This is a genomic window from Flavobacterium sp. IC2-16 (assembly GCF_055521455.1).
In genome coordinates this window covers 2396418-2417734 of the sequence record NZ_CM145480.1, presented here as the reverse complement: position 1 = coordinate 2417734, position 21317 = coordinate 2396418, and the positions used below count along the sequence as shown (strand labels likewise).

19 protein-coding genes are annotated in these 21317 nt (G+C 34.5%); 7 read left to right on the top strand and 12 right to left on the bottom strand.

The annotated features are described in order from the left end of the window. Positions 1-37: 37 nt before the first annotated feature. Entirely contained in the window at positions 38-427 is a 390-nt protein-coding gene (locus ACZ1JT_RS11195; protein WP_465093914.1) for a hypothetical protein, read from the bottom strand. A gap of 255 nt (positions 428-682) precedes the next feature. On the opposite strand from ACZ1JT_RS11195, the gene ACZ1JT_RS11190 reads away from it, so the two are divergent. The 7 genes from ACZ1JT_RS11190 to ACZ1JT_RS11160 all read left to right on the top strand — a co-directional run bounded on the left by ACZ1JT_RS11190 (position 683) and on the right by ACZ1JT_RS11160 (position 7754). After that, positions 683-1660 carry a Gfo/Idh/MocA family protein gene (locus ACZ1JT_RS11190; RefSeq protein WP_465093913.1) on the top strand — a complete coding sequence of 326 codons (978 nt, stop codon included), beginning with the start codon at positions 683-685 and terminating at the stop codon, positions 1658-1660. Positions 1661-1696: 36 nt separating this feature from the next. Then, positions 1697-2587 (top strand): 3-hydroxyacyl-CoA dehydrogenase family protein, encoded by an 891-nt coding sequence (locus ACZ1JT_RS11185; RefSeq protein WP_465093912.1) that lies wholly within the window; start codon positions 1697-1699, stop codon positions 2585-2587. A 67-nt stretch (positions 2588-2654) separates the two neighbouring features. Further along, positions 2655-3875: a DUF1015 domain-containing protein gene (locus tag ACZ1JT_RS11180; protein ID WP_465093911.1), complete on the top strand. Its 1221-nt coding sequence runs from the start codon at positions 2655-2657 to the stop codon at positions 3873-3875. Between the two features lie 60 nt (positions 3876-3935). Further along, positions 3936-4598 carry a YggS family pyridoxal phosphate-dependent enzyme gene (locus tag ACZ1JT_RS11175; RefSeq protein WP_465093910.1) on the top strand — a complete coding sequence of 221 codons (663 nt, stop codon included), beginning with the start codon at positions 3936-3938 and terminating at the stop codon, positions 4596-4598. An 82-nt stretch (positions 4599-4680) separates the two neighbouring features. Further along, a complete protein-coding gene (locus ACZ1JT_RS11170; protein WP_465093909.1) occupies positions 4681-6042 on the top strand; it encodes an exonuclease domain-containing protein in 1362 nt (453 codons plus the stop codon). Beyond that, positions 6042-6977 (top strand): tRNA (adenosine(37)-N6)-dimethylallyltransferase MiaA, encoded by a 936-nt coding sequence (gene miaA / locus ACZ1JT_RS11165; RefSeq protein WP_465093908.1) that lies wholly within the window; start codon positions 6042-6044, stop codon positions 6975-6977. Before ACZ1JT_RS11170 ends, miaA begins: the two co-directional genes overlap by 1 nt. A 45-nt stretch (positions 6978-7022) precedes the next feature. Continuing rightward, on the top strand, positions 7023-7754 hold the full coding sequence (locus tag ACZ1JT_RS11160) for an acyl-[acyl-carrier-protein] thioesterase (RefSeq protein ID WP_465093907.1): 732 nt from the start codon (positions 7023-7025) through the stop codon (positions 7752-7754). Between the two features lie 43 nt (positions 7755-7797). Here ACZ1JT_RS11160 and ACZ1JT_RS11155 read toward each other — a convergent pair whose 3' ends face one another. From ACZ1JT_RS11155 to ACZ1JT_RS11105, 11 genes are all read right to left on the bottom strand, one after another. Next, on the bottom strand, positions 7798-8514 hold the full coding sequence (locus tag ACZ1JT_RS11155) for a response regulator transcription factor (RefSeq protein ID WP_465093906.1): 717 nt from the start codon (positions 8512-8514) through the stop codon (positions 7798-7800). 6 nt (positions 8515-8520) lie between these two features. After that, entirely contained in the window at positions 8521-10101 is a 1581-nt protein-coding gene (locus tag ACZ1JT_RS11150; RefSeq protein ID WP_465093905.1) for a sensor histidine kinase, read from the bottom strand. Positions 10102-10172: 71 nt separating this feature from the next. Then, positions 10173-10757 carry a dephospho-CoA kinase gene (coaE, locus tag ACZ1JT_RS11145; protein WP_465093904.1) on the bottom strand — a complete coding sequence of 195 codons (585 nt, stop codon included), beginning with the start codon at positions 10755-10757 and terminating at the stop codon, positions 10173-10175. A gap of 3 nt (positions 10758-10760) precedes the next feature. Next, the gene (locus tag ACZ1JT_RS11140; protein ID WP_465093903.1) at positions 10761-11756 is read right to left on the bottom strand and encodes a glycosyltransferase family 2 protein; all 996 of its coding nucleotides are present in this window, start codon (positions 11754-11756) and stop codon (positions 10761-10763) included. 88 nt (positions 11757-11844) lie between these two features. Next, a complete protein-coding gene (locus ACZ1JT_RS11135) occupies positions 11845-13251 on the bottom strand; it encodes a T9SS type A sorting domain-containing protein (protein WP_465093902.1) in 1407 nt (468 codons plus the stop codon). A gap of 124 nt (positions 13252-13375) precedes the next feature. Then, on the bottom strand, positions 13376-15799 hold the full coding sequence (locus ACZ1JT_RS11130) for a T9SS type A sorting domain-containing protein (RefSeq protein ID WP_465093901.1): 2424 nt from the start codon (positions 15797-15799) through the stop codon (positions 13376-13378). A gap of 125 nt (positions 15800-15924) precedes the next feature. Continuing rightward, positions 15925-17115: an enoyl-ACP reductase FabV gene (gene fabV, locus ACZ1JT_RS11125; protein ID WP_465093900.1), complete on the bottom strand. Its 1191-nt coding sequence runs from the start codon at positions 17113-17115 to the stop codon at positions 15925-15927. Between the two features lie 76 nt (positions 17116-17191). Then, the gene (recN, locus tag ACZ1JT_RS11120) at positions 17192-18844 is read right to left on the bottom strand and encodes a DNA repair protein RecN (RefSeq protein WP_465093899.1); all 1653 of its coding nucleotides are present in this window, start codon (positions 18842-18844) and stop codon (positions 17192-17194) included. A gap of 32 nt (positions 18845-18876) precedes the next feature. Continuing rightward, positions 18877-19764: a type IX secretion system protein PorD gene (gene porD / locus ACZ1JT_RS11115; protein ID WP_465093898.1), complete on the bottom strand. Its 888-nt coding sequence runs from the start codon at positions 19762-19764 to the stop codon at positions 18877-18879. Continuing rightward, entirely contained in the window at positions 19757-20995 is a 1239-nt protein-coding gene (gene coaBC / locus ACZ1JT_RS11110) for a bifunctional phosphopantothenoylcysteine decarboxylase/phosphopantothenate--cysteine ligase CoaBC (protein WP_465093897.1), read from the bottom strand. Before coaBC ends, porD begins: the two co-directional genes overlap by 8 nt. Before the next feature lie 7 nt (positions 20996-21002). Then, complete coding sequence (locus ACZ1JT_RS11105; RefSeq protein ID WP_465093896.1) at positions 21003-21317, bottom strand: DNA-directed RNA polymerase subunit omega; 315 nt, start codon at positions 21315-21317, stop codon at positions 21003-21005.

Below are 21317 nucleotides of genomic sequence, written 5' to 3'. Positions count from 1 at the left end.
TAAACAAATTGATTAGCAATTAAAAAACAACTATAAATTAACTTATTTTAGGCGGCTGCCAAATTTTAGAAAGATAACCTGAAGTATAAATAAACCCGGGATAAATCAAATTTTGCTTTTTATTTGATTGAATTATTTTATTCCCTAATAAATAATCATCGGAGTTGTAAGTTAACAGCGCTATATCTGTAGTATAATTATGGGTAAGCAATTTAAATGGAAGTTGCATATCTCTATCTAAATCTTCATCATTGTTTTGATTTTTAGAGTAATGCAAACATAAAAAGTCCCAAAAATTCATTGTAGGACTGCTGGTTTTATGTTCGATGAAGTGCTCAATCAAAGTGGGAAACTTCAGCAACTCCCGCAACTGTGTAGTTCCAAGAAGATACAAAGACATAAATAGTATGATTGCTGCTTTTTTCACCTTTCAAATTTAATGAAATATTAATTCATGAACATAATTTTAATCATCTTAAGCAAAATTTAATAGTGTACATATGTTACTTCAACTGATAATTGTTGAATGATGAATTTTTAAATATTAATTTCCATATTTTTGCGAAAGGACATTTTTTAGAATAAATTTGAAGTAATAAAGTTTCTTCTTCTAAAGAATACCTATACAAGAAGAGTTTATAGCTAATTTAATCATTGCCAATACGTATTTTACTTTAAAAATATGAATCAACCACTCAAAGTAGGCGTTTTAGGTGCCGGTCACCTTGGAAAAATACATTTACGATTACTACAACAATCTGAAAAATATGAATTAGTCGGATTTTACGATGAAAATGAAGAATATGCCGAAAAAATTGCAGCCGAGTTTGGATACAAACGTTTCGACACTATCGCAAAATTAATTCATGCAGTTGATGTAGTTGATATTGTAACGCCAACCCTTTCTCACTACAAATGTGCTCGTGTTGCCATTAAATCTGGAAAGCATGTTTTTATTGAAAAACCAATTGCCACAACTGTTGAAGAAGCTGAAGAGATTATCGCTTTAGCTAAAGAATACAATGTAAAGGGACAAGTAGGCCATGTGGAACGCTTCAATCCTGCTTTTAAAGCGGTAAAACACAAAATCGAAAACCCAATGTTTATCGAAACACATCGCTTGGCGGAATTTAATCCGCGTGGTACAGATGTTCCGGTAGTTTTGGATTTAATGATTCACGATATCGACGCCATTTTAAGTGTTGTCAATTCTAAAGTAAAAAGTGTAAATGCCAGTGGTGTTGCAGTTATTAGCGACTCTCCGGATATTTCCAATGCTCGTATTGAATTTGAAAACGGTTGTGTAGCCAACATTACTTCCAGTCGAATTTCGATGAAAAATATGCGTAAATCGCGTTTCTTCCAAAAAGACGCTTATATCTCTGTGGACTATTTAGACAAAGTTTGCGAAGTGGTAAAAATGAAAGATGCTCCGGAAGTTCCAGGGGATTTCGACATGATTTTACAGAATGCTGAAGGTGTAAAGAAACAAATCTACTACGATAATCCATCGGTTGAACCCAACAACGCCATTTTAGACGAATTGGAATCGTTTGCCGATGCCATCAACAACAATACAACCCCAATCGTAACCTTGGAACAAGCCACCGAAGCACTTCGTGTAGCCTATCAAATCATTGATTGCATGGAAAAGAAATAACTCAAAATTCATAACTCAAAACTTATAATTCTAATAATGAAAAACATAGCTGTAATCGGGTCAGGAACCATGGGCAACGGAATTGCTCACACATTTGCACAATCAGGTTTCACCGTAAAATTAATTGATATTTCAGAAAAAGCGCTGGAAAAAGGAATGGCAACTATTGCTGCGAACCTTGACCGAATGGTAGCAAAAGGGACAATCTCTGAAGAAGACAAACATAAAACTATCGGAAACATCATCACCTATACTGACGTTAAAGATGGTGTTGTAGGTTGTGATTTAGTAGTGGAAGCTGCTACAGAAAATGTTACTTTAAAACTGAACATCTTCAAACAGTTAAGCGAAGTTTGCGATCATAACGTAATTTTAGCAACGAACACTTCTTCGATCTCAATTACGCAAATTGCGGCGCAAGTAGTTCATCCGGAAAGAGTTATCGGGATGCACTTCATGAACCCAGTGCCAATTATGAAATTGGTGGAAATCATCCGTGGTTACAACACTTCCGATGAGGTAACGAAAATCATCATGGATTTATCGGTTAAATTAGGTAAAACACCAACGGAAGTAAACGATTATCCAGGTTTCGTTGCCAATAGAATTTTAATGCCAATGATTAACGAATCTATCGAAACTTTATACAACGGAGTTGCCGGTGTTGAAGAAATCGATACGGTAATGAAATTAGGAATGGCACACCCAATGGGTCCATTACAATTAGCGGATTTTATTGGACTTGACGTTTGTTTATCAATCCTAAACGTAATGTACGACGGTTTCAAAAATCCTAAATATGCACCATGTCCATTATTAGTAAACATGGTAATGGCTGGAAAATTAGGTGTGAAATCTGGTGAAGGCTTCTACGATTACTCGGAAAGCAAAAAAGCAGAAAAAGTTTCGAAACAATTTAGTAAATAAAAGTCTCAGTTTACAGTCGCGGTTCTCAGAGTTCTGAAGACTGCGACTGCGACTGAAAACCAAACATATGGCTCAAATCATTCCATTCAAAGCAGTACGACCAACCGCAGACAAAGTAAGTCTGGTAACTTCGCGTTCCTACGACGATTACGGAGCGGCGGAATTGGCTGCATACTTGGAATTCAATCCGTTTTCATTTTTACATATACTAAATCCGGCCTATGTAAACCAGCAGAAAATTGGATTTGAAAAGCGATTTAAAACGGTAGCTCATAAATACGCCGATTTTAAAAAAGACGGCATTTTGATTCAGGAAAATAAAACTGTTTTTTATTTGTATGAAATTCAGTCGAAGAATCACACTTTTAGCGGGATTTTAGCGGGAACTTCCATAGAAGATTATCAGAACAATATCATCAAAAAACACGAAGACACATTGCAGTACCGTGTAGAATTGTTCAAAGAATACCTGCATCAGACCGGTTTTAATACCGAACCTGTTTTGATTACTTATAAAGATGATTCCGATTTAACCCATTGGATTTCAAACAAAAAGAACGCTCGTCCCGTTTATGAATTTACAACCACAAACAAAGAAAAACACACGCTTTGGACTGTTGAAAACGAAGACGAAATCGAATGGCTGAAGCAAAAATTTGAACAGATTGGCGATTTGTACATTGCTGATGGCCACCATCGTTCTGCATCTGCTGAATTGTTGTATAAAGAAGATAAACATCTTGGCAACGAAAACCTGAATTATTTCATGAGTTTCCTGATAGCCGATTCGAATGTGAAAATTTACGAATACAACCGAATCATCAGTGATTTAAACGGTCATTCTAAAGAGGATTTCATCAAAAAAATCTCGGAGAATTTCGTCATCAAAACCAAAAAGCAGGAATTGTGGAAACCAAAACATAAATTCGAATTCGGAATGTATTTCGACGGCGAGTTTTATGCCTTGCGTTTGAAAGAAGAAAAGTTCCAATTCAATACTGTTTTGTCGAAATTAGATGCACAAATTCTGTACGATACGGTTTTAAAACCCATTTTAGGTATTGACGATTTACGTACCGATGACCGAATAGCTTACATTCCTGGAACCAAATCAATCACTTCCATAAAGGAGTTGGTAGACAATGGTGAATACGAAGTAGGTTTCATGCTCTACCCTATTGCAATTGAAGAAATTAAATCCATTGCGGATGAGAACCTGATTATGCCTCCAAAGAGCACGTACATCGAACCAAAGTTTCGTAGTGGTTTAGTGGTGTATGAATTGTAATGGAATGATTCATTAATTCATTAAACGAAAACTGAAAACCGAGACTGAAAACTTTTAAAAATGTCTATACAAGAAAATCTACTACATATAAAATCCACATTACCATTACATGTGACTTTGGTAGCGGTTTCCAAAACCAAACCTGTTAGTGCTTTGATGGAAGCTTACAATGCTGGTCAGCGTATATTTGGAGAAAATTATGTTCAGGAATTAGTAGACAAACAACCACAATTACCAAACGATGTCCAATGGCATTTTATTGGGCATTTGCAAAGCAACAAAGTAAAATACATTGCCCCGTTTGTTAGTTTGATTCACGGTGTTGACAGTTTTAAATTGTTACAGGAAATCAACAAACAAGCGGTAAAAAACAATCGAGTGATTGAGTGCTTGCTTCAGATTTTCATTGCCGAAGAAGAAAGCAAATTCGGTTTAGATGAAAAGGAACTCAACGATATTTTAACTTCGGAAGAACTAAAAAACTTGAAAAACATCAAGATTATTGGTTTGATGGGCATGTCTACTTTCACCGATAATCAGGAACAAATCAAGAAAGAGTTTCAAAAACTAAAAACAATATTCGATAAAAACAGTCCGCAAGTAACTGAAAACTGTGAACTGAAAACCATTTCCATGGGAATGTCTGGCGATTATCAATTAGCAATTGAATGCGGCAGTACAATGGTTCGCATAGGAAGTAGTATATTTGGAAACAGAAAATAAGCTATTAGCTGTTAGCTGACAGCAACTAGCATAAAAAATATCAAAAAGCTAATAGACTAAATGCTGAAAGCAAATCGCTAAAATGTACGCAATCCTCGACATAGAAACCACGGGTGGGCAATACAACGAAGAAGGTATTACGGAAATCGCCATTTATAAATTTGACGGCCACGAGGTTGTGGATCAATTTATAAGTTTAGTTAATCCGGAAAAACCTATACAACCGTTTGTGGTAAAACTAACTGGAATTAACAATGCTATGTTGCGTTCTGCTCCAAAGTTCTATGAAGTTGCCAAGAGAATTGTAGAAATCACATCCGATTGCATTATTGTTGCTCACAATGCCTCTTTCGATTATCGTATCCTGCAAACCGAATTCAGACGACTTGGTTTCGATTTTATAAAACCTACATTATGTACGGTGGAACTTTCCAAGAAATTACTTCCCGGACATCAATCTTACAGCTTAGGAAAATTAGTCCGCTCCTTAGGAATTCCGATGGCCGATAGACACAGAGCCTCTGGTGATGCCATGGCGACAGTGAAACTATTCAAAATGTTGCTTTCTAAAGATCTGGAAAAAGAAATTGTTAAAAGTTATGTAAAAACCGAAATCAAATCGGGAATTTCACCAAAATTGATGGACATAATAGACGGAATTCCATCAAAAACAGGAATCTATTACATCCATAGAGAAGACGGTACAATTATCTATATTGGAAAAAGCAACAACATAAAAAAACGAGTTAATCAACACTTTACAGGAACATCTCGTAAAGCCAAAAAAATACAAAACGAAGTATTTGCGGTAACCTATGAAGAAACCGGTAGCGAACTGATTGCTCTTTTAAAAGAAAGCGAAGAAATAAAAATAAACAAACCAATCTACAACCGTTCACAACGCAAAACTATTTTTCCGTATGCCTTGTATGCCGAAAAAGATGCTCAAGGTTATTTGGCATTAAAACTACATAAAACTGATGGCCGCAAAAAAGAAATTACATCGTTTGCAACGCTCCAGGAAGGAAAATCAGTTTTGCATAAAATAACGGAAGAAAATCAGTTTTGCCAAAAAGTAAATGGATTATACAACACCAAAAAAGGTTGTTTTCAATACGATTTAAAACAATGTCTCGGAGCATGCGTGGGAAAAGAATCGCCTGAAGATTACAATAAACGTGTAACATACTTTTTAGAAAACAACCAACTCCAAAATCAAAATATGGTGATAATAGACCGTGGTCGAACCATTGATGAACGCAGCACGGTTTTAGTTGAAAACGGTGTCTATAAAGGGTATTGCTTTTACGATTTAAATTATCAGGTTAACAATATCGAGATTTTGAAAAACATCATAATTCCTATGCAAAACAACCGAGATTCGCGAAACATCATTCAAAATTATGTACGCAAAAAGAAAGTATTAAAAATCATTAAATTTTAATGCCAAATTACCTAATTACCATAATTGGCCCTACAGCAATAGGCAAAACCGCTTTAAGCATTAAACTGGCGAAGCATTTTGGCTGTGATATACTTTCTTGCGATAGTCGTCAGTTTTTTAAAGAAATGAAAATAGGTACAGCAGTTCCAAACGATGAAGAACTGGCAGCAGCTAAACATCATTTCATTCAAAACATTTCTATTTTCGACAGTTATTCGGTGGGAGATTTTGAAACCGATGCGCTGGCAAAATTAGACGAGCTTTTCAAGGAAAATAACGTTCAAATTATGGTTGGTGGTTCCGGATTGTATGTGGATGCTGTTTTAAAAGGTTTTGATGATTTTCCGGATATTGAACCATCAGTTAGGGAAGAAATTAATGCCACATATGATACTTTGGGTATTGAATACCTTCAGGAAACATTGAAAAAACTTGATTCAGAGTATTACAATAAAATACTCTCCGAAAACCCGCAAACACTGCAAAACCCACAACGCATGAAACGTTTTGTAGAAGTTTGTTTAGGAACAGGAAAACCGTATTCTTCCTTCATTGGAATTCGTAAAAACCAACGTAACTTTACTCCTATTATCATAGGTTTGGAAGCTGATAGAGAAAAAATGTACGAACGAATTAATCTTCGTGTCAATTTAATGATGAAAGAAGGTTTATTAGAAGAAGCCAAAGCTGTGTATCCTAACAAGCAAATGAATGCCTTACAAACCGTTGGTTATCGTGAATTATTCGATTATTTCGATGGAAAAACCACTTTAGATTTTGCTATTGAAGAAATCAAGAAAAACACACGTCGTTTTGCCAAACGTCAAATTACTTGGTTCAAAAGAACAGAAAATGCCAATTGGTTTGATTATCAAACAGCTGTTTCAGAAATCATTAACCTTATAGAGAAAAAAGGGATAAGGGATAAAAGTTAAAACTTTTTATTTTTACTTATCACTTTCTACATATCACTTACAATTATGCCAATTTCAGCCAATTTTACTTCAACATATACTCATCAATGGGAAATTAATTTTACCCAATGCGCCCCAAATGGCTTTTTAAAATATGTGGATTTGTGTAATTTGCTACAACTAGCTGCTGCCGAACATTCGATATTAGGAGGTTTGAGTTTTAATGACATGCAAAATCATCATCAAGCATGGGTTTTAAGTCGTATTCGAATTGAAATTGATGCTTTACCCAAATGGCAAGATACGGTAGAAATAAAAACTTGGATTGAAAGTTTAGAAGGAAATAAATCCATTCGTAATATAGAAATGTATTTGAATGGGAAGAAAATCGTTGGAGCAACCACCTTTTGGGCGGTTTTTAATACACAACTTCGAAAATCGGAACCACTGGCTTTACCACACCAGCATTTTGAAAAATTTGCCGATTTACATGCAACTTCAAAAAGTTTTTCAAGAATTAATGTTTTAGAAGAAACCGAAAAAATTGAGACAAGGGTTGTTACTTTATCCGATTTAGACATTGTAAATCATGTTAACAACACCAAATATTTAGAATGGTGTTTGGATACCTTAGAGCCCAAAAAAGTGTTGAATCAAGAGATTAAGGCGATAGAAATGAATTTCTTAAGAGAACTCAATTGGAATGATTCGGTTGTAATATCTACCAATAGTACCAATGACTTTTTTACAATAACAAAAGACGAGAAAGTCTGTTTTGCTTTAGTTATAGAAAAATAAAAGCCCTGAATTATCAGAGCTTTTAGTATAATAGTACTGCAATTTATTCGGCAGCTTTTCCTTTAATTACCAAACGGAATCCTTCACCGTGAATATTTAAAATTTCAACATCTTCGTCTTGTTTTAAATATTTACGAAGTTTAGCGATATAAACGTCCATACTTCTGGAAGTAAAATAATTATCGTCTCTCCATATTTTTGTTAATGCCAATTCACGAGGCATTAAGTCATTTTCATGAAGTGCTAACATTTTAAGCAATTCATTTTCTTTTGGTGATAATTTAATTGGCTCATCACCAGGAAAAGTCAAGAAACGCAATTTCGAATTCAAATGGAATTTACCGATTTCAAATTCAAATTTAGTGGTATCTGTTTTTGTTTCAGAAGCTTTACGCATGATGATTGCTTTAATTTTCATCAATAAAACTTCCGAATCAAACGGTTTATTTAAATAATCGTCTGCTCCTACTTTATACCCTTTTAATACGTCTTCTTTCATAGATTTCGCAGTAAGGAAAATAATAGGCACATCTTTATTTTTCTCACGGATTTCTCTTGCCAAAGTATATCCATCTTTATAAGGCATCATTACATCAAGAATACACAAATCATAATTGTCTTTCTTAAATTTCTCGAAACCTTCCATTCCATTTTTGGCTAAAGTAACATCAAAATCATTTATGGTTAAATAATCTTTCAAAACCGCTCCAAAGTTAGGATCATCTTCTACTAATAGAATCTTTTTGTTAGTTGTGTCCATATCTTTTTAATTAATTAAAGGCATTTTAATGATAAAGGTACTCCCTTTCCCTTTTTCACTTTCTACAAAAATTTGACCGTTATGGTCGTCTATAATACGCTTAACATAGGCAAGTCCTAAACCATGACCTTTTACATTGTGCAAATCACCTGTATGTTCGCGATAAAACTTTTCAAAAATTCTTTTTTGTGCAATTTTACTCATTCCGGCACCTTGATCTTTAATCTTAATCAGTATAAAATCTTTTGCGTTTTCAGTACTAATATCGATTACAGGAGTTTCTGGTGAATACTTAACTGCGTTATCCAATATATTTACAATTACGTTTGTAAAATGAACATCGTTTAATAAAATAGTTGTTCGTTTTGCGGCCAAATTAGTTTTAATAATTCCGCCACGATCTTCTACAATTAGGTTAACATGTTCAATCGCATCTTCAATAATATCATGTACGCTTGTTGGCTCTTTATTGATTTCAAGCTCTTTCTTTTCCAGTTTCGAAATTCGCAACACATTCTCAACTTGTGCATGCATGCGTTTGTTTTCATCTCGAATCATTTGAAGATAGCGTTGGATTTTTTCCTTATCGTCTATAATCTTCGGATTTTTAATAGCATCAAGCGCTAAGTTTATGGTTGCTATTGGCGTTTTAAACTCGTGCGTCATGTTGTTAATGAAATCCGTTTTGATTTCTGATATCTGTTTTTGCTTAATTAATTGATGTAATGCGTTAAAATAAGCAGCGATAATAACTAGTGTAAAAATTAGAGATAGCGACGTAATTCCAACTAACGATGAAAACAAGAACTTACTTTTGTTAGGAAAGCTCACTAACAATTGATATTTACTCTCATCATTATCTGTAAAAATCGGAATCTCGTAGGTAGTGTTTTTATCGTAATTGAAATTTTCAGATTTGACTTTGGTAGCAAGTCCATTACTGTAAATTCCAAATTCAAAAGCTGTTTTTACACCATATTCACGCAGTTCATTTTCAAGCATGGCACGAAGACGTTCAACTGAAATACGCTCTTGTATCGATTTTAAAGCAATAATGTCCTTAAAGTAGATTTCAAACTGAGCTTTATCCAGAATATCTAATGTACCGGATTTTTCGATGGTAATATCTGGTGCTCCATTTTTTTGGATTCCAGAATTATCCACTAATTTTCCGTTATAGATTTCTGTCTTTCGTTTTGCAATGAAATTTTTAAGTTTAACAGAATCAGCATTTTTATCAAAGAACGAGCGGTTTAAATTATAATCTTCCTGAATTATGGTATTCGAATAAATGATTTGCTCATTGGTTCTCGGATTACGCTCAACATAAAAGTATTCTTTTAGTTCGCTTTGTTTTGGCGCTTTACCAATACTATCCTTCAGTTTATTATATTTTCGATAGAACTCAAAGGCTTCCTGCTGTTGTAGTTTATTGGCTACATTACCAATAACTTGCTTCACATGATACTTAAATTGCTCGTCGTTATTTTGATACGAAGTATTAATCCAATACAACTGAACCAAAATAATTCCCAAAAGAGATAAACTCATCAGAACAACAAGTAATCGGAAACGCGTTTTATTCATCAAATCAAAATTAACATTTTAACATTTACACCTAAAAAACATTAACCAAAGATTAACATTAGCACATCTTTTTACATTTTATTCAATTCTTTAAGAATTTCTTGTACTTTTTCTTTAGTCAATTCTAAATCAACATTTTGAATAACAAAATCACTCAATTCTGACTTTTCATCATCGCTCCATTGGTTTTTCATACGATTAACAATTTCAGATTCAGAAAGCCCATCACGCTCCATAACACGCTGAATTCTAATGTTTTTTGGAGCTGATACCAGTATTATTTTATCACAATCTTTATAGGAACCGCTTTCAAAAAGTATTGCTGCCTCTTTAACTACAAATTTTGTGTGCTTTTGCATTTTAATCCAATCTATAAAATGCTTTCGTACAGCCGGATGAATTATTTCGTTAAGTTTCTTAAGTTTTTCAGGCGACGAAAAAACCAATTTACCTATCTTTTTTCGATCCAAATGCTTGCCTTTAACAACATTTTCATCAAACAAAAGTTGAACTTTTTCAATTATTTCCGGACTATCCATAATTTTTCTGGCTTCATCATCTGCAATATAAACCGGAACACCAAGTTCTGCCATATACTTTGCAACAGTAGATTTACCACTTCCTATTCCACCAGTAAGCCCAATAATTTTTACCATATCTTACTTGAAAAATAATTCGGGAAACGCTTCTTCTGGTTTTCTTTTTAAGAATCTTATCTTAACAAAAGACGAAAAAAAGCCAATTCCGTAACCTAAAAACTGAAAAAAAGCTGCAAACATAGCCAATAGGCCAATCCATAAACTCATTGTCTCTACCGAGGCTATCCAAAATAATATCAGAAAATAGGCAAAATAAGCTTTAATCCCATAATCAAAACCAAAAGCCCATAATCCGAATGAAATTAGTAATCCGAACAAAAACAACGTTGGAAACCAAAATGTAGGTTTACTGTATTTGGGATACCAGGAATCTAAAATTGGTCGGGCTTTACCAAACTTATTAACTTGCTTGAAAAACTTGCTAAAATCAATTCTTCGTTTATGAAAAACATATGAATTTTTAAACAGTTTTGTTTTAAACCCTAAATTCCATAATCGAATTGCTAAGTCTGGATCTTCTCCTGGGTGAATGTTACCAAAACCACCCGAGGCTTCAAATGCTTTTTTAGACAATCCCATATTGAAACTTCTTGGTTGAAACTTTCCTATTTTTTCTGTTCCACCACGAACACCTCCTGTAGTAATGAAGGAAGTCATTGTAAAGTTAATTGCCTTTTGAAATGATGAAAACGAATCTAATGCATTATCCGGACCTCCAAAACAGTCTACATATCCTGCTTTAAGATTATCATCAACAGATTGCAAATAAGTCTCCGGAAGAATACAGTCGGAATCCAAAATAAGAAAATAACTTCCCATGGCATGTTTCATACCAAAATTTCTGGAATCGCCAGGTCCCGAATTAGGTTTGTTGAAATATGAAATAAACAATTTATCTTCATATTTTTTTATAACATCACTACAAGGTATGGTAGAACCATCTTCTACAATTACCACTTCAAAATCATGATGATAGTCTTGTACAGACAAACTTTTTAAAAGCTCTTCCACTTCATCAGGACGATTATAAACCGGAATAATAAATGAAAAATACATTTCAAATAATAAATTTTAACAAAGATAAGGCTATAAAAAGAAAAAAGCCACTTGAAAAAGTGGCTTTTAATTTATTTCAATAAAAAAATTATTGTTTAATCACTTTAATAGATTTTGTCATACCATCAGCTATAACTTTCACTAAATATGTTCCAGAATTTAAAGCAGACATATCCACTTGAGCTTGAGACATATTTAACGATTTTCCTAGTACTTTTTGACCTAACATATTATAAACTTCAACAGATGAAATTTCAGTTGAATAGGTTAAATTTAGAACGTCTTTTACTGGGTTTGGATACGTTTTTAAACTATTCAAATCGAATGAATTTGTACTTAAAAATTCTGTAACCTGAATACCGAAAGATCCAGCAGCAGCACTACCCCATTTATCAACTTGAATATAATATGTGTTACCAGGAGTTAATCCAGAAACATTTAAAAAAGAACTATAAGAAACATTAACTCCTCCTCCATCTTGATCACAACCTAATTCTGCACCTAAAGTAGATAAATCAGAACAATTAACACCCGCAGCATCATAAACAGCAATTTCAGTATCTCCATCTTCAAGAGTTCCTCCTGCAAAATCGGTTGACACATCTACAGATCCAGATGCTGGAGCAACAAAACTAAACCACACAGAACCATCAATACCATTATTAAAACAAGTACCTTCTGGTTCATTAGTTTCAGCAGTCGCAGAAATTAATGTAAAATCACTTCCATTAGCTGGCGCACCAACTGTTAAAGGTGTTGCGTTACATAAATTATCATTAGCTGGTGGTGCAGGAGCTGCTTCAGTAGTAAAACTAAAAACGACACATCCTGTAGCTTCTCCACTACTATTATAAGGCACAGCTTGCCAATAGTATGTTGTAGAATAAGCCAAACCTGTAATATCTACTGTCAAGTCAGGAGTATCACCTAACAAGGTCATAGTTCCTAAACTATCTCCAAAATAAAAATTATATCCAGTTGGAATTCCTCCAGTTGTTGGAGCATCCCAAGTTAGAGTTACTCCCGTTGCAACCAAAGGCACATCTATTGAAGCATCTGTTGGTCCTAGTAAAGTTGCGCAATCTGGCAATGCAGGTGGCACACAAGATGCGGAAACACATTGAATAGTCGTTACTTTACAGGTAGTGTCATCTGTACAAGCCGCATCAACATGAATATGGAGTTGTACATCAGACTCTGTAATTCCATTAACTGTCAATGGAGAAGGTCCGAAAGCCAATACACCTCCAAAAACATCAGTTACTGTTAAAAACGTTCCAGATCCATCAGTACTATCAAAAGTATAATCATTACCAATTACCAATCCGGTTATAGTTGCATAATCTCCACCCCAGTTACAGTCTGTAATCTGTTGCACATTTCCATCATTAAGTGACACCGTTGCAGGAGTTGGATATTCAAAGCTCCCTAAACACTGGGCAGAAACAACAGTGCTAATTAAACAAGTAAATAATAATAAAGTAATTTTTTTCATAAGCTAAATTGAGTTTTTTTGACAATTTACATTTTTTTTAGTTTTTATCCTACACAAAAACACCTATTAATGTTAAATAAAAAAAGCGGCCATTGGCCGCTTTTAAAATATATTCTGTTAAACACTATTGTTTAATCACTTTAATAGATTTTGTAACACCTTCTGAAGTTACTTTTACCAAATAACTACCTGAAGTTAAATTAGACATATCTAATTGACCTTGAGTTGTATTTAAATTTTTAGTCATTACATTTTGACCTAACATATTAAACACTTCTACAGATGAAATATTCGAAATATAAGATAAATTCAACACATCTTTAACAGGATTTGGATATGCTTTGAAAGCATTAACATTGAAATCACTTGTAGCCAATGAAGGATCTGATAAGTGTAATGTGAAAGTACCTTGCTCAGCTGCATTACTCCATACTTGAACAAAATAAGTATTTCCAGCAACTAAACCTGTCATTGACTCACTAGCAGACGTAGTATAGTTAGAATTACATGTAGATGCTACTTCAGTTAATCCACCACATGCACCAGAATATACTACAAAGTTTCCAGAAGTCATTGTTCCATTAGTTACCAAACAATCAACCATTCCAGAAGAAGGAGCTACAAACGAGAACCAAACATCTTGAATAGAACCAAAGGTATCACAAGATGGTTGAGTTGCATTTACAGTACCATATGAATTATCTGAATTCGTGTCAGTATCATCAACATTCACTGCTAAAGCGGTTCCACAATCTTGATTAGAAACAGCTGGTGGGTTAATAGCTGTACACGTAACATCCATTGAATATGCACCAACACTACCTACATTCCACCCTTCAATAGCAATTAAATAGGTTGTTGTTCCATCTGAGTTAAAAGTAACTTTCGATCGTGTTCCAGAAGAACATGAAGCATCATCATCATTACCTGCTACCAATGTTAAGTTTCCAGAAGTTCCTGTATAAACTAATACAGAAGTATCATAAGACGAAGCACATAAATTCAAAGTTACCGCTTCAGCAGAACCTGAACCCGTGTAAAAATACCAAACATTTGGAGCATCCATATCTGCACCAAAACCATCAGGAGCGTTATCCTCATCTAAAGTTGCGTAAGTTGTATTCCCTGTATAAGTGTTGCCACATGTAATCGCTATTGCATTAGCTAAGTTATCATTTGCTGGAGGCGATAAAGTAGTTACTGATAAAACGTTAGTTCCAGATGAAACATTATAATAGTAATCGTAAGGACCTGCTCCACAACGAACGTACTCATACACTTTAGCATAATAGGTTGTTCCAGATGCTAAACCTGTAACGGTAACACCTGTACCTGTACCATCAAAAACAATTTGTTGTCCAGAACCTGCGTAAGCAGCAGTAGCCGTTAAAGCAGCTGCATTACCATTTGTTGGATCAGTAAAAGTTGGAGAATCACTAAAGTGAACCACACGTCTGTTACCATTACCATTTGTCCAGCTAAGAGCAATACTTGTTAATGTAGTAGTACCTTGAGTTAAAGCTGTAACCTGAGTAGTTGGATTAGCTGGAGGGTTAATACTTACCGAAGCAGTTTGAGCAGATAATCCAGAATTTGAACAGGTAACATTCAATCTGTAATAAATTGTCGTTCCAGAAAAAGCTGGCGGAGTATAAGAAGCGGTAGCTGCACCTGTACCTCCAACAGCTGGAGCCCAAGCATCTGCACCACCATTGTCATCCGACTCTTCCCATTGGAATGTTAAACCTGTAACACCAGAGCTATACCCTGAAGCTACTAAATTTGCTGGAGTAGTTCCAGAACAAATATTTTGATTAACTGGAGCAACAGTTCCTGCAACAGGTGTTCCTGTACAAGCTACTGGAGGAGTATATCTTAACTTTTTCCCCGCTAAATTAGCCATTACAGTCGCATTAATATTGTTATTTGCGGTTACACTGGACACAGTCGATGCAACAGCTGGAGTTACGCTTAAAAATGAAGTCATATCATTTAAACCAACTGAAGCAGACACTGTATTTGTTGTTGTAAACGGACTTCCATAAACAACCTCAATAACGTTTGTTGTTTCATATAATCTAATGATTGAAGAAACCGCAGTGCCTCCAGTAGATCCCGTACTACCAACTTTAGTATTGTGATAGTTAACCGATAAAATTTGATTTGGAGCAGTACCCGTAACTGAATACACAATTGTTCCTGTGCTCAAATTGTTATCATCCCAAAAAGCAGTTATCAAAGGTCTTTGCGTAGCAGTATTTGACAAACTGTTTGTCCAGTGTGAAGCTTGTACTGCTCCACCTAATCTAATAAAACCATTTGTAGAAATACTAAAGGTTGTATAGTCTACACCTCCAAAATTAAATGTAAAACCAATGGCTATGTTGTCTTGAACACCATCATCTCCAACCGCTGTTGATGTAGTTCCCGTTATTTGCGCATAGGTTTCGGTTAATTCCGAAAATGCATATGAGCTAACGGGGCCTTGAGCAAAGCCCTCGAAACAAATAAATGTTAATAAGGTTAATAATAAAGTAATTTTTTTCATGTTTTTCTAATTTGAGTTTGATTTACAAATTTATAAGATTATTACTAAACCATTATCTATAATCGACATAAAACACAAAACTCACGACGAAGCGTGAGTTTTATAACATTTTTACTAAATATACCTTATTTAATACTTTGAACTTGAACCATTTCATTAGCATCCGCAAGATAATCTACTCCGGCAAATCCAAAACCAAACAGGTTAAGAAAATCTTGTTTATATCCAGCTAAATCTCCAATTTCTACTAGTGATTCTGTTGTAGATTCACCCCATAATTTAGCGATTTTTTCTTGTACATCAGCACGCATTTCCCAGTCGTCAATTCGGATTCTACCTTTATCATCTGTTGGAACTTCACCACCAGTATAAAGTCGTTGTTGATACAAACGTTGAATTTGCTCGATACAACCTTCATGAATACCTTCAGCTTTCATGATTTTGTATAATAATGAAATATACAACGGAATTACTGGAATGGCAGAACTCGCTTGTGTAACCAAGGCTTTATTTACCGAAACATATGCTTTCCCTTTGATGTCTTTTAATTTGTCAGAAATTTCGAAGGCTGTAGCCTCTAAATGATCTTTAGCTCTACCGATTGTTCCTTTACGATAAACCGCCTCAGTAACTTCCGGTCCTATGTACGAATAAGCAACAGTAGTAGCACCTTCAGCAAGAACACCTGCTTCTTTCATAGCATCCATCCACATTGACCAATCTTCACCACCCATTACTACAACAGTATTTGCGATATCGTCTTCATTGGCTGGCTCAATAGAAACTTGAGACACGTTTCCGGTATGAAAATCTACAGTTTTGTTTGTAAATGTTGAACCAATTGGTTTTAATACCGAACGGTGTGTAACGCCTGTTTCAGGATGAACTCGTACTGGGGAAGCCAAACTGTAAATAATCAAATCAATCTGACCTAAATCGGCTTTAATTAAATCGATAGTTTGTTGTTTTACTTCTTTAGAAAAAGCATCACCATTTATACTTTTCGCATATAAACCTGCTTTAGTAGCTTCTTGTTCAAATGCTGCAGAATTATACCATCCAGGAGAAGCTGTTTTTCCTTCCATTGGTGGTTTTTCAAAAAACACCCCAATAGTAGCAGCGTCAGAACCAAAAGCACTTGTAATTCTTGAAGCCAAACCAAAACCAGTTGAAGCTCCAATTACCAATACACGCTTTGGTCCGTTAATTTTACCTTTCGATTTGACATATTCGATTTGATTTTTCACATTTTGCGCACAACCAACCGGGTGAGCTGTTAAGCAAATAAATCCTCGCATTCTAGGTTCTATAATCATGTCCCTAATTTTTAATTTAATCTATTTTGGTTTGTAGTTTGTTTAAAAAAGTCTAACAAAAGTAAGTCAAAAAAATTTAATTCAATAAAGCTTTGGCGTGATTAAGGGCTGAATCTGAAATGTCTTTACCAGATAACATTTCGGCAATTTCTATTACTCGTTCTTTTTCATCAAGCAATTTTAATTCGGACACTGTATTTTCTCCGGCATCCGATTTGTAAACTTTATAATGCTGGTGACCTTTTGCAGCAATTTGTGGCAAATGTGTTATTGCAAAAACCTGCATCGATTCGCTCATGGTTTTCATAATATCTCCCATTTTATGAGCGATTTCCCCAGAAACTCCTGTATCAATTTCATCAAAAATAATTGTTGGTAATTTTGAATAATTTGCCAATATCGATTTAACCGCCAGCATAATTCTGGACATTTCACCACCCGATGCTACTTTCTTAAGCAATCCGAAATCGCTTCCTTTATTAGCAGAAAAAAGCAATTGAATTTCATCTTTACCTGATAAATTAAAATGATCTTTCTGTATAATTTCAAATTGAAATCTAGCATTTGGCATTCCTAATTGAGCTAAAATCTCGGCTATACGATTGGTTAATGTAGGAGCCGCTTGTATTCTGTTACTAGAAATTTTATCTGCAAACTCATCTAAAACAGTTTTCTTCGCGGCAATTTCTGTCTCAATTTTCAAAAGAGTAGCATCTAAGGTATCAGACAAAACTACTTTTTCATCCAATTCCTGCTGAATCACTAATAGTTCTTCAACAGAAGAAACATTATGCTTTTTCTGAAGCGAATAAATTAGTTGTAGTTTTTGGTTAACCAATTCCAATTGTTCCGGGTCATTAATTAGCTTATCCGATTGATTAGATAATTCTTTTAAGATATCATCAAACTCAATCGTAACACTGGAAACTCGATCAAATAACGATTGGTAATCTGGTGAAAGTGACGCTATTTTTTGAAGCGATGATTTTACTTCTTTTAAATTTTGAAGAATTCCAATTTGTTCATCATTTCCTATCAGAGCCGATTTATGAATAGCTTCCTGAATAAACTCTATATTACTGAGTTTTTCCTGAATTTGCTCTAACTCTTCCTGATCTCCAGCTTTCAATTGAGCTAAAAGCAATTCGGAAAGCAAAAACGAATGATAATCTGCTTCTTTCGATAAATTCTCCTTTTCAGAATTTAGCTTCTTAAGTTGTGAGATGAGCGCTTTATATTGAATCAGATTCTGTTTGTACTCGTCTAAAAGAGAGGCATTATTGGCAACTGCATCCAGAATCTCCAATTGATATTCTTCATGATACAATTCTTGTGTTTGGTGTTGTGAATGAATATCAATTAAAAAATCACCTAATTCCTGAAGTTCTGTTAAGTTAACCGGACTATCGTTAATAAATGCTCTCGATTTACCAGAAGGTAATATTTCGCGTCTAATAATAGTAATAGCTTCGTAATCAAGATCGTTCGTTTTAAAAAAATCGGTTAAATGGTAACCATCAATCTTAAATTGAGCTTCTACAACACATTTTTGATCTTTATCTTTTAGGGAGTTCAAATCGGCACGTTTACCTAAAACCAATCCTAAAGCTCCTAATAAAATTGATTTACCCGCACCAGTTTCACCCGTAATAATAGAAAACTTGTCGGAAAAAGAAATTTCCAAATGTTCAATTAAGGCAAAATTTTTAATGGATAGTGCTATCAGCATCTTTGTGTTTGAATTAGTTTATAAACACAAATTTAAAATTTTATAGCATTCCATTTCGAAGTATTTAATGGAGATACCCTATTTAATGTGTCTACTAAATCGGCTATGTTTACATTTGGACCTCCGGAAAAAATGCTAACTATCTCATCGGCCTTTGCATCAAAAAAAACACGTGCCAAAAGAGAGTTTGGGCGCACTTCCTGAATTTTAGCTACTGTTTTTACAGCTGTGGCAACTTTTTCTTTTCCTTCTTTTAGATTATCGGCCATTTTATCTAACGCCAAATAATGATATTGATATAATCCTTCTCTGTATGGAGTAAATGTATTAGAAAGTAAATCGTTAATTAAATAATACCGGTTTTGTTTTTTTTCGGTTTGCACCCAGCCTTTAGAACCACTACTCTGTGCTAAGTTTGCAATATTTGATGCAGCTTCGAAATATTTAGTTCCACCTTGATTCGAAAAAGTATCGGCATCTAAGCCAATAATTACATTAGCGTAAAACGAAACCACAGAAAGTAAGTTAGAATCGTAACTGTTTGGGTTGTACAACAATCGCTCGTATTCGATATAACGAAAATCAAAATCTTTATCGTTAAAATTAAAAACCGGCGACGAGTAGCTAGAATTATAAATTATTCTAGACGATTGCACCTGAATTGAAGCAGAAAAGTTGTTAGAATCGTAGCTGTTAACCGTTATAAACATACTACAATCTATTTTTTCGTTTGCAGCCACATTTTTAGCTGTCCACTTTGTGTTGTTTATATACTCGGCTAAAGAGCGCTCGAGGGTTTTGAATATTTGTACGTTGGCATTCGTAATTTGAGCATAGTTTACTTTTACAGTACAGTTTAACTCTTGAGAAAAACTCAAATACTGAAAAAACAAAAGGCCTATTACAATCCATTTACGCATAATGCTGTATAATTTTAGTTAATATATCCTGAGCCACTTCTTCTTTCGATTTCAACAACATCGGCTCGATGACAAAATTTTTATCTATAAAAGTAACTTTATTGGTTGGTTTACCAAAACCAGCTCCTTCATCATTTAAAGAATTCAGAACTATCAAATCTAGGTTTTTTTTCTGAATTTTCAATTTTGCATTTTCAATTTCATTTTCAGTCTCTAATGCGAAACCAACTAAAAATTGATTTTTTTTACTATTCCCAAGAGAAGCTAAAATGTCGTTAGTCTTCTCAAGTTCAATTAGTAACGAAGCATCATTCTTTTTTATTTTTTGAGGTGCAACATTTTTAGGTCGGTAATCTGCAACCGCAGCAGCAGCAATTGCCACATCCACAGTTTCAAAATACTGATGACAAACGGTATACATCTCTAAAGCAGAAGTTACCCTAATAAGTTCTATTGAACTGTTTTTAACCTGCAAATGTGTAGGCCCTGAAACCAAGACTACCTGAGCACCTAAATTGGCTGCAGCTTGAGCAATATCATATCCCATTTTTCCGGTAGAATGATTTCCGATAAAGCGAACCGGATCGATTGCTTCATAAGTTGGACCGGCTGTAATTAATATTTTTTTACCTCGTAAGGGTAATTTCGCTTCGATATCTTTTTCAAGAAAAGCAACTATGTTTTCTGGTTCAGCCATTCTCCCTTCACCGGAAAGTCCGCTTGCCAATTCACCCGATTCGGCAGGAATTATAATATTTCCAAACTCTTTTAAAGCATGAAAACTTGCTAATGTAGAAGGATGCTTGTACATGTCTAAATCCATTGCCGGAGCGAAATAGACAGGACATTTAGCAGAAAGATAGGTTGCAATTAAAAGATTATCGCAATTGCCATTTACCATTTTAGAGAGAGTATTGGCAGTAGCCGGAGCAATAAGCATCAAATCGGCCCACAATGCGAATTCCACATGGTTATTCCATTCGGCGTTTTGCTTTACAGGTTCCCCCTTGTGGTTTGAATCCTCTTCATCGTTAAAAAAAGAAGAATAAACAGGATTTTTAGATAATGTAGATAATGTTAAAGGAGTAACAAAATCTTTAGAAGCAGGTGTCATGATTACTTGAACCTGAGCACCTGCTTTTATGAGTAAACGTACTAATATAGCTGATTTATAAGCGGCTATGCCTCCGGACACGCCGAGTAGAATTTTTTTACCGCTTAAAACAGACATAATAGTATTAGTTAGATTCTCTGTAGTAAATTTTACCATCTAACCACTCTTGAACTGCTAAAGCGTGTGGTTTAGGTAATTTTTCATAGAACTTAGAAACTTCTATTTGCTCTTTATTTTCAAAAATTTCTTCTAAGCTGTCATTATACGTAGCAAATTCATCTAATTTATCAATCAATTCTTTTTTGATTTCGGAATTAATTTGATTAGCTCTGCGTGCCATAATGGTAATCGCTTCATAAATGTTACCTGTTGGCTCTTCAATTTTACTTTTATTATAAGTAACTGTGTTTACAGGAGCTGTTGTTTTCTTTAAATCCAT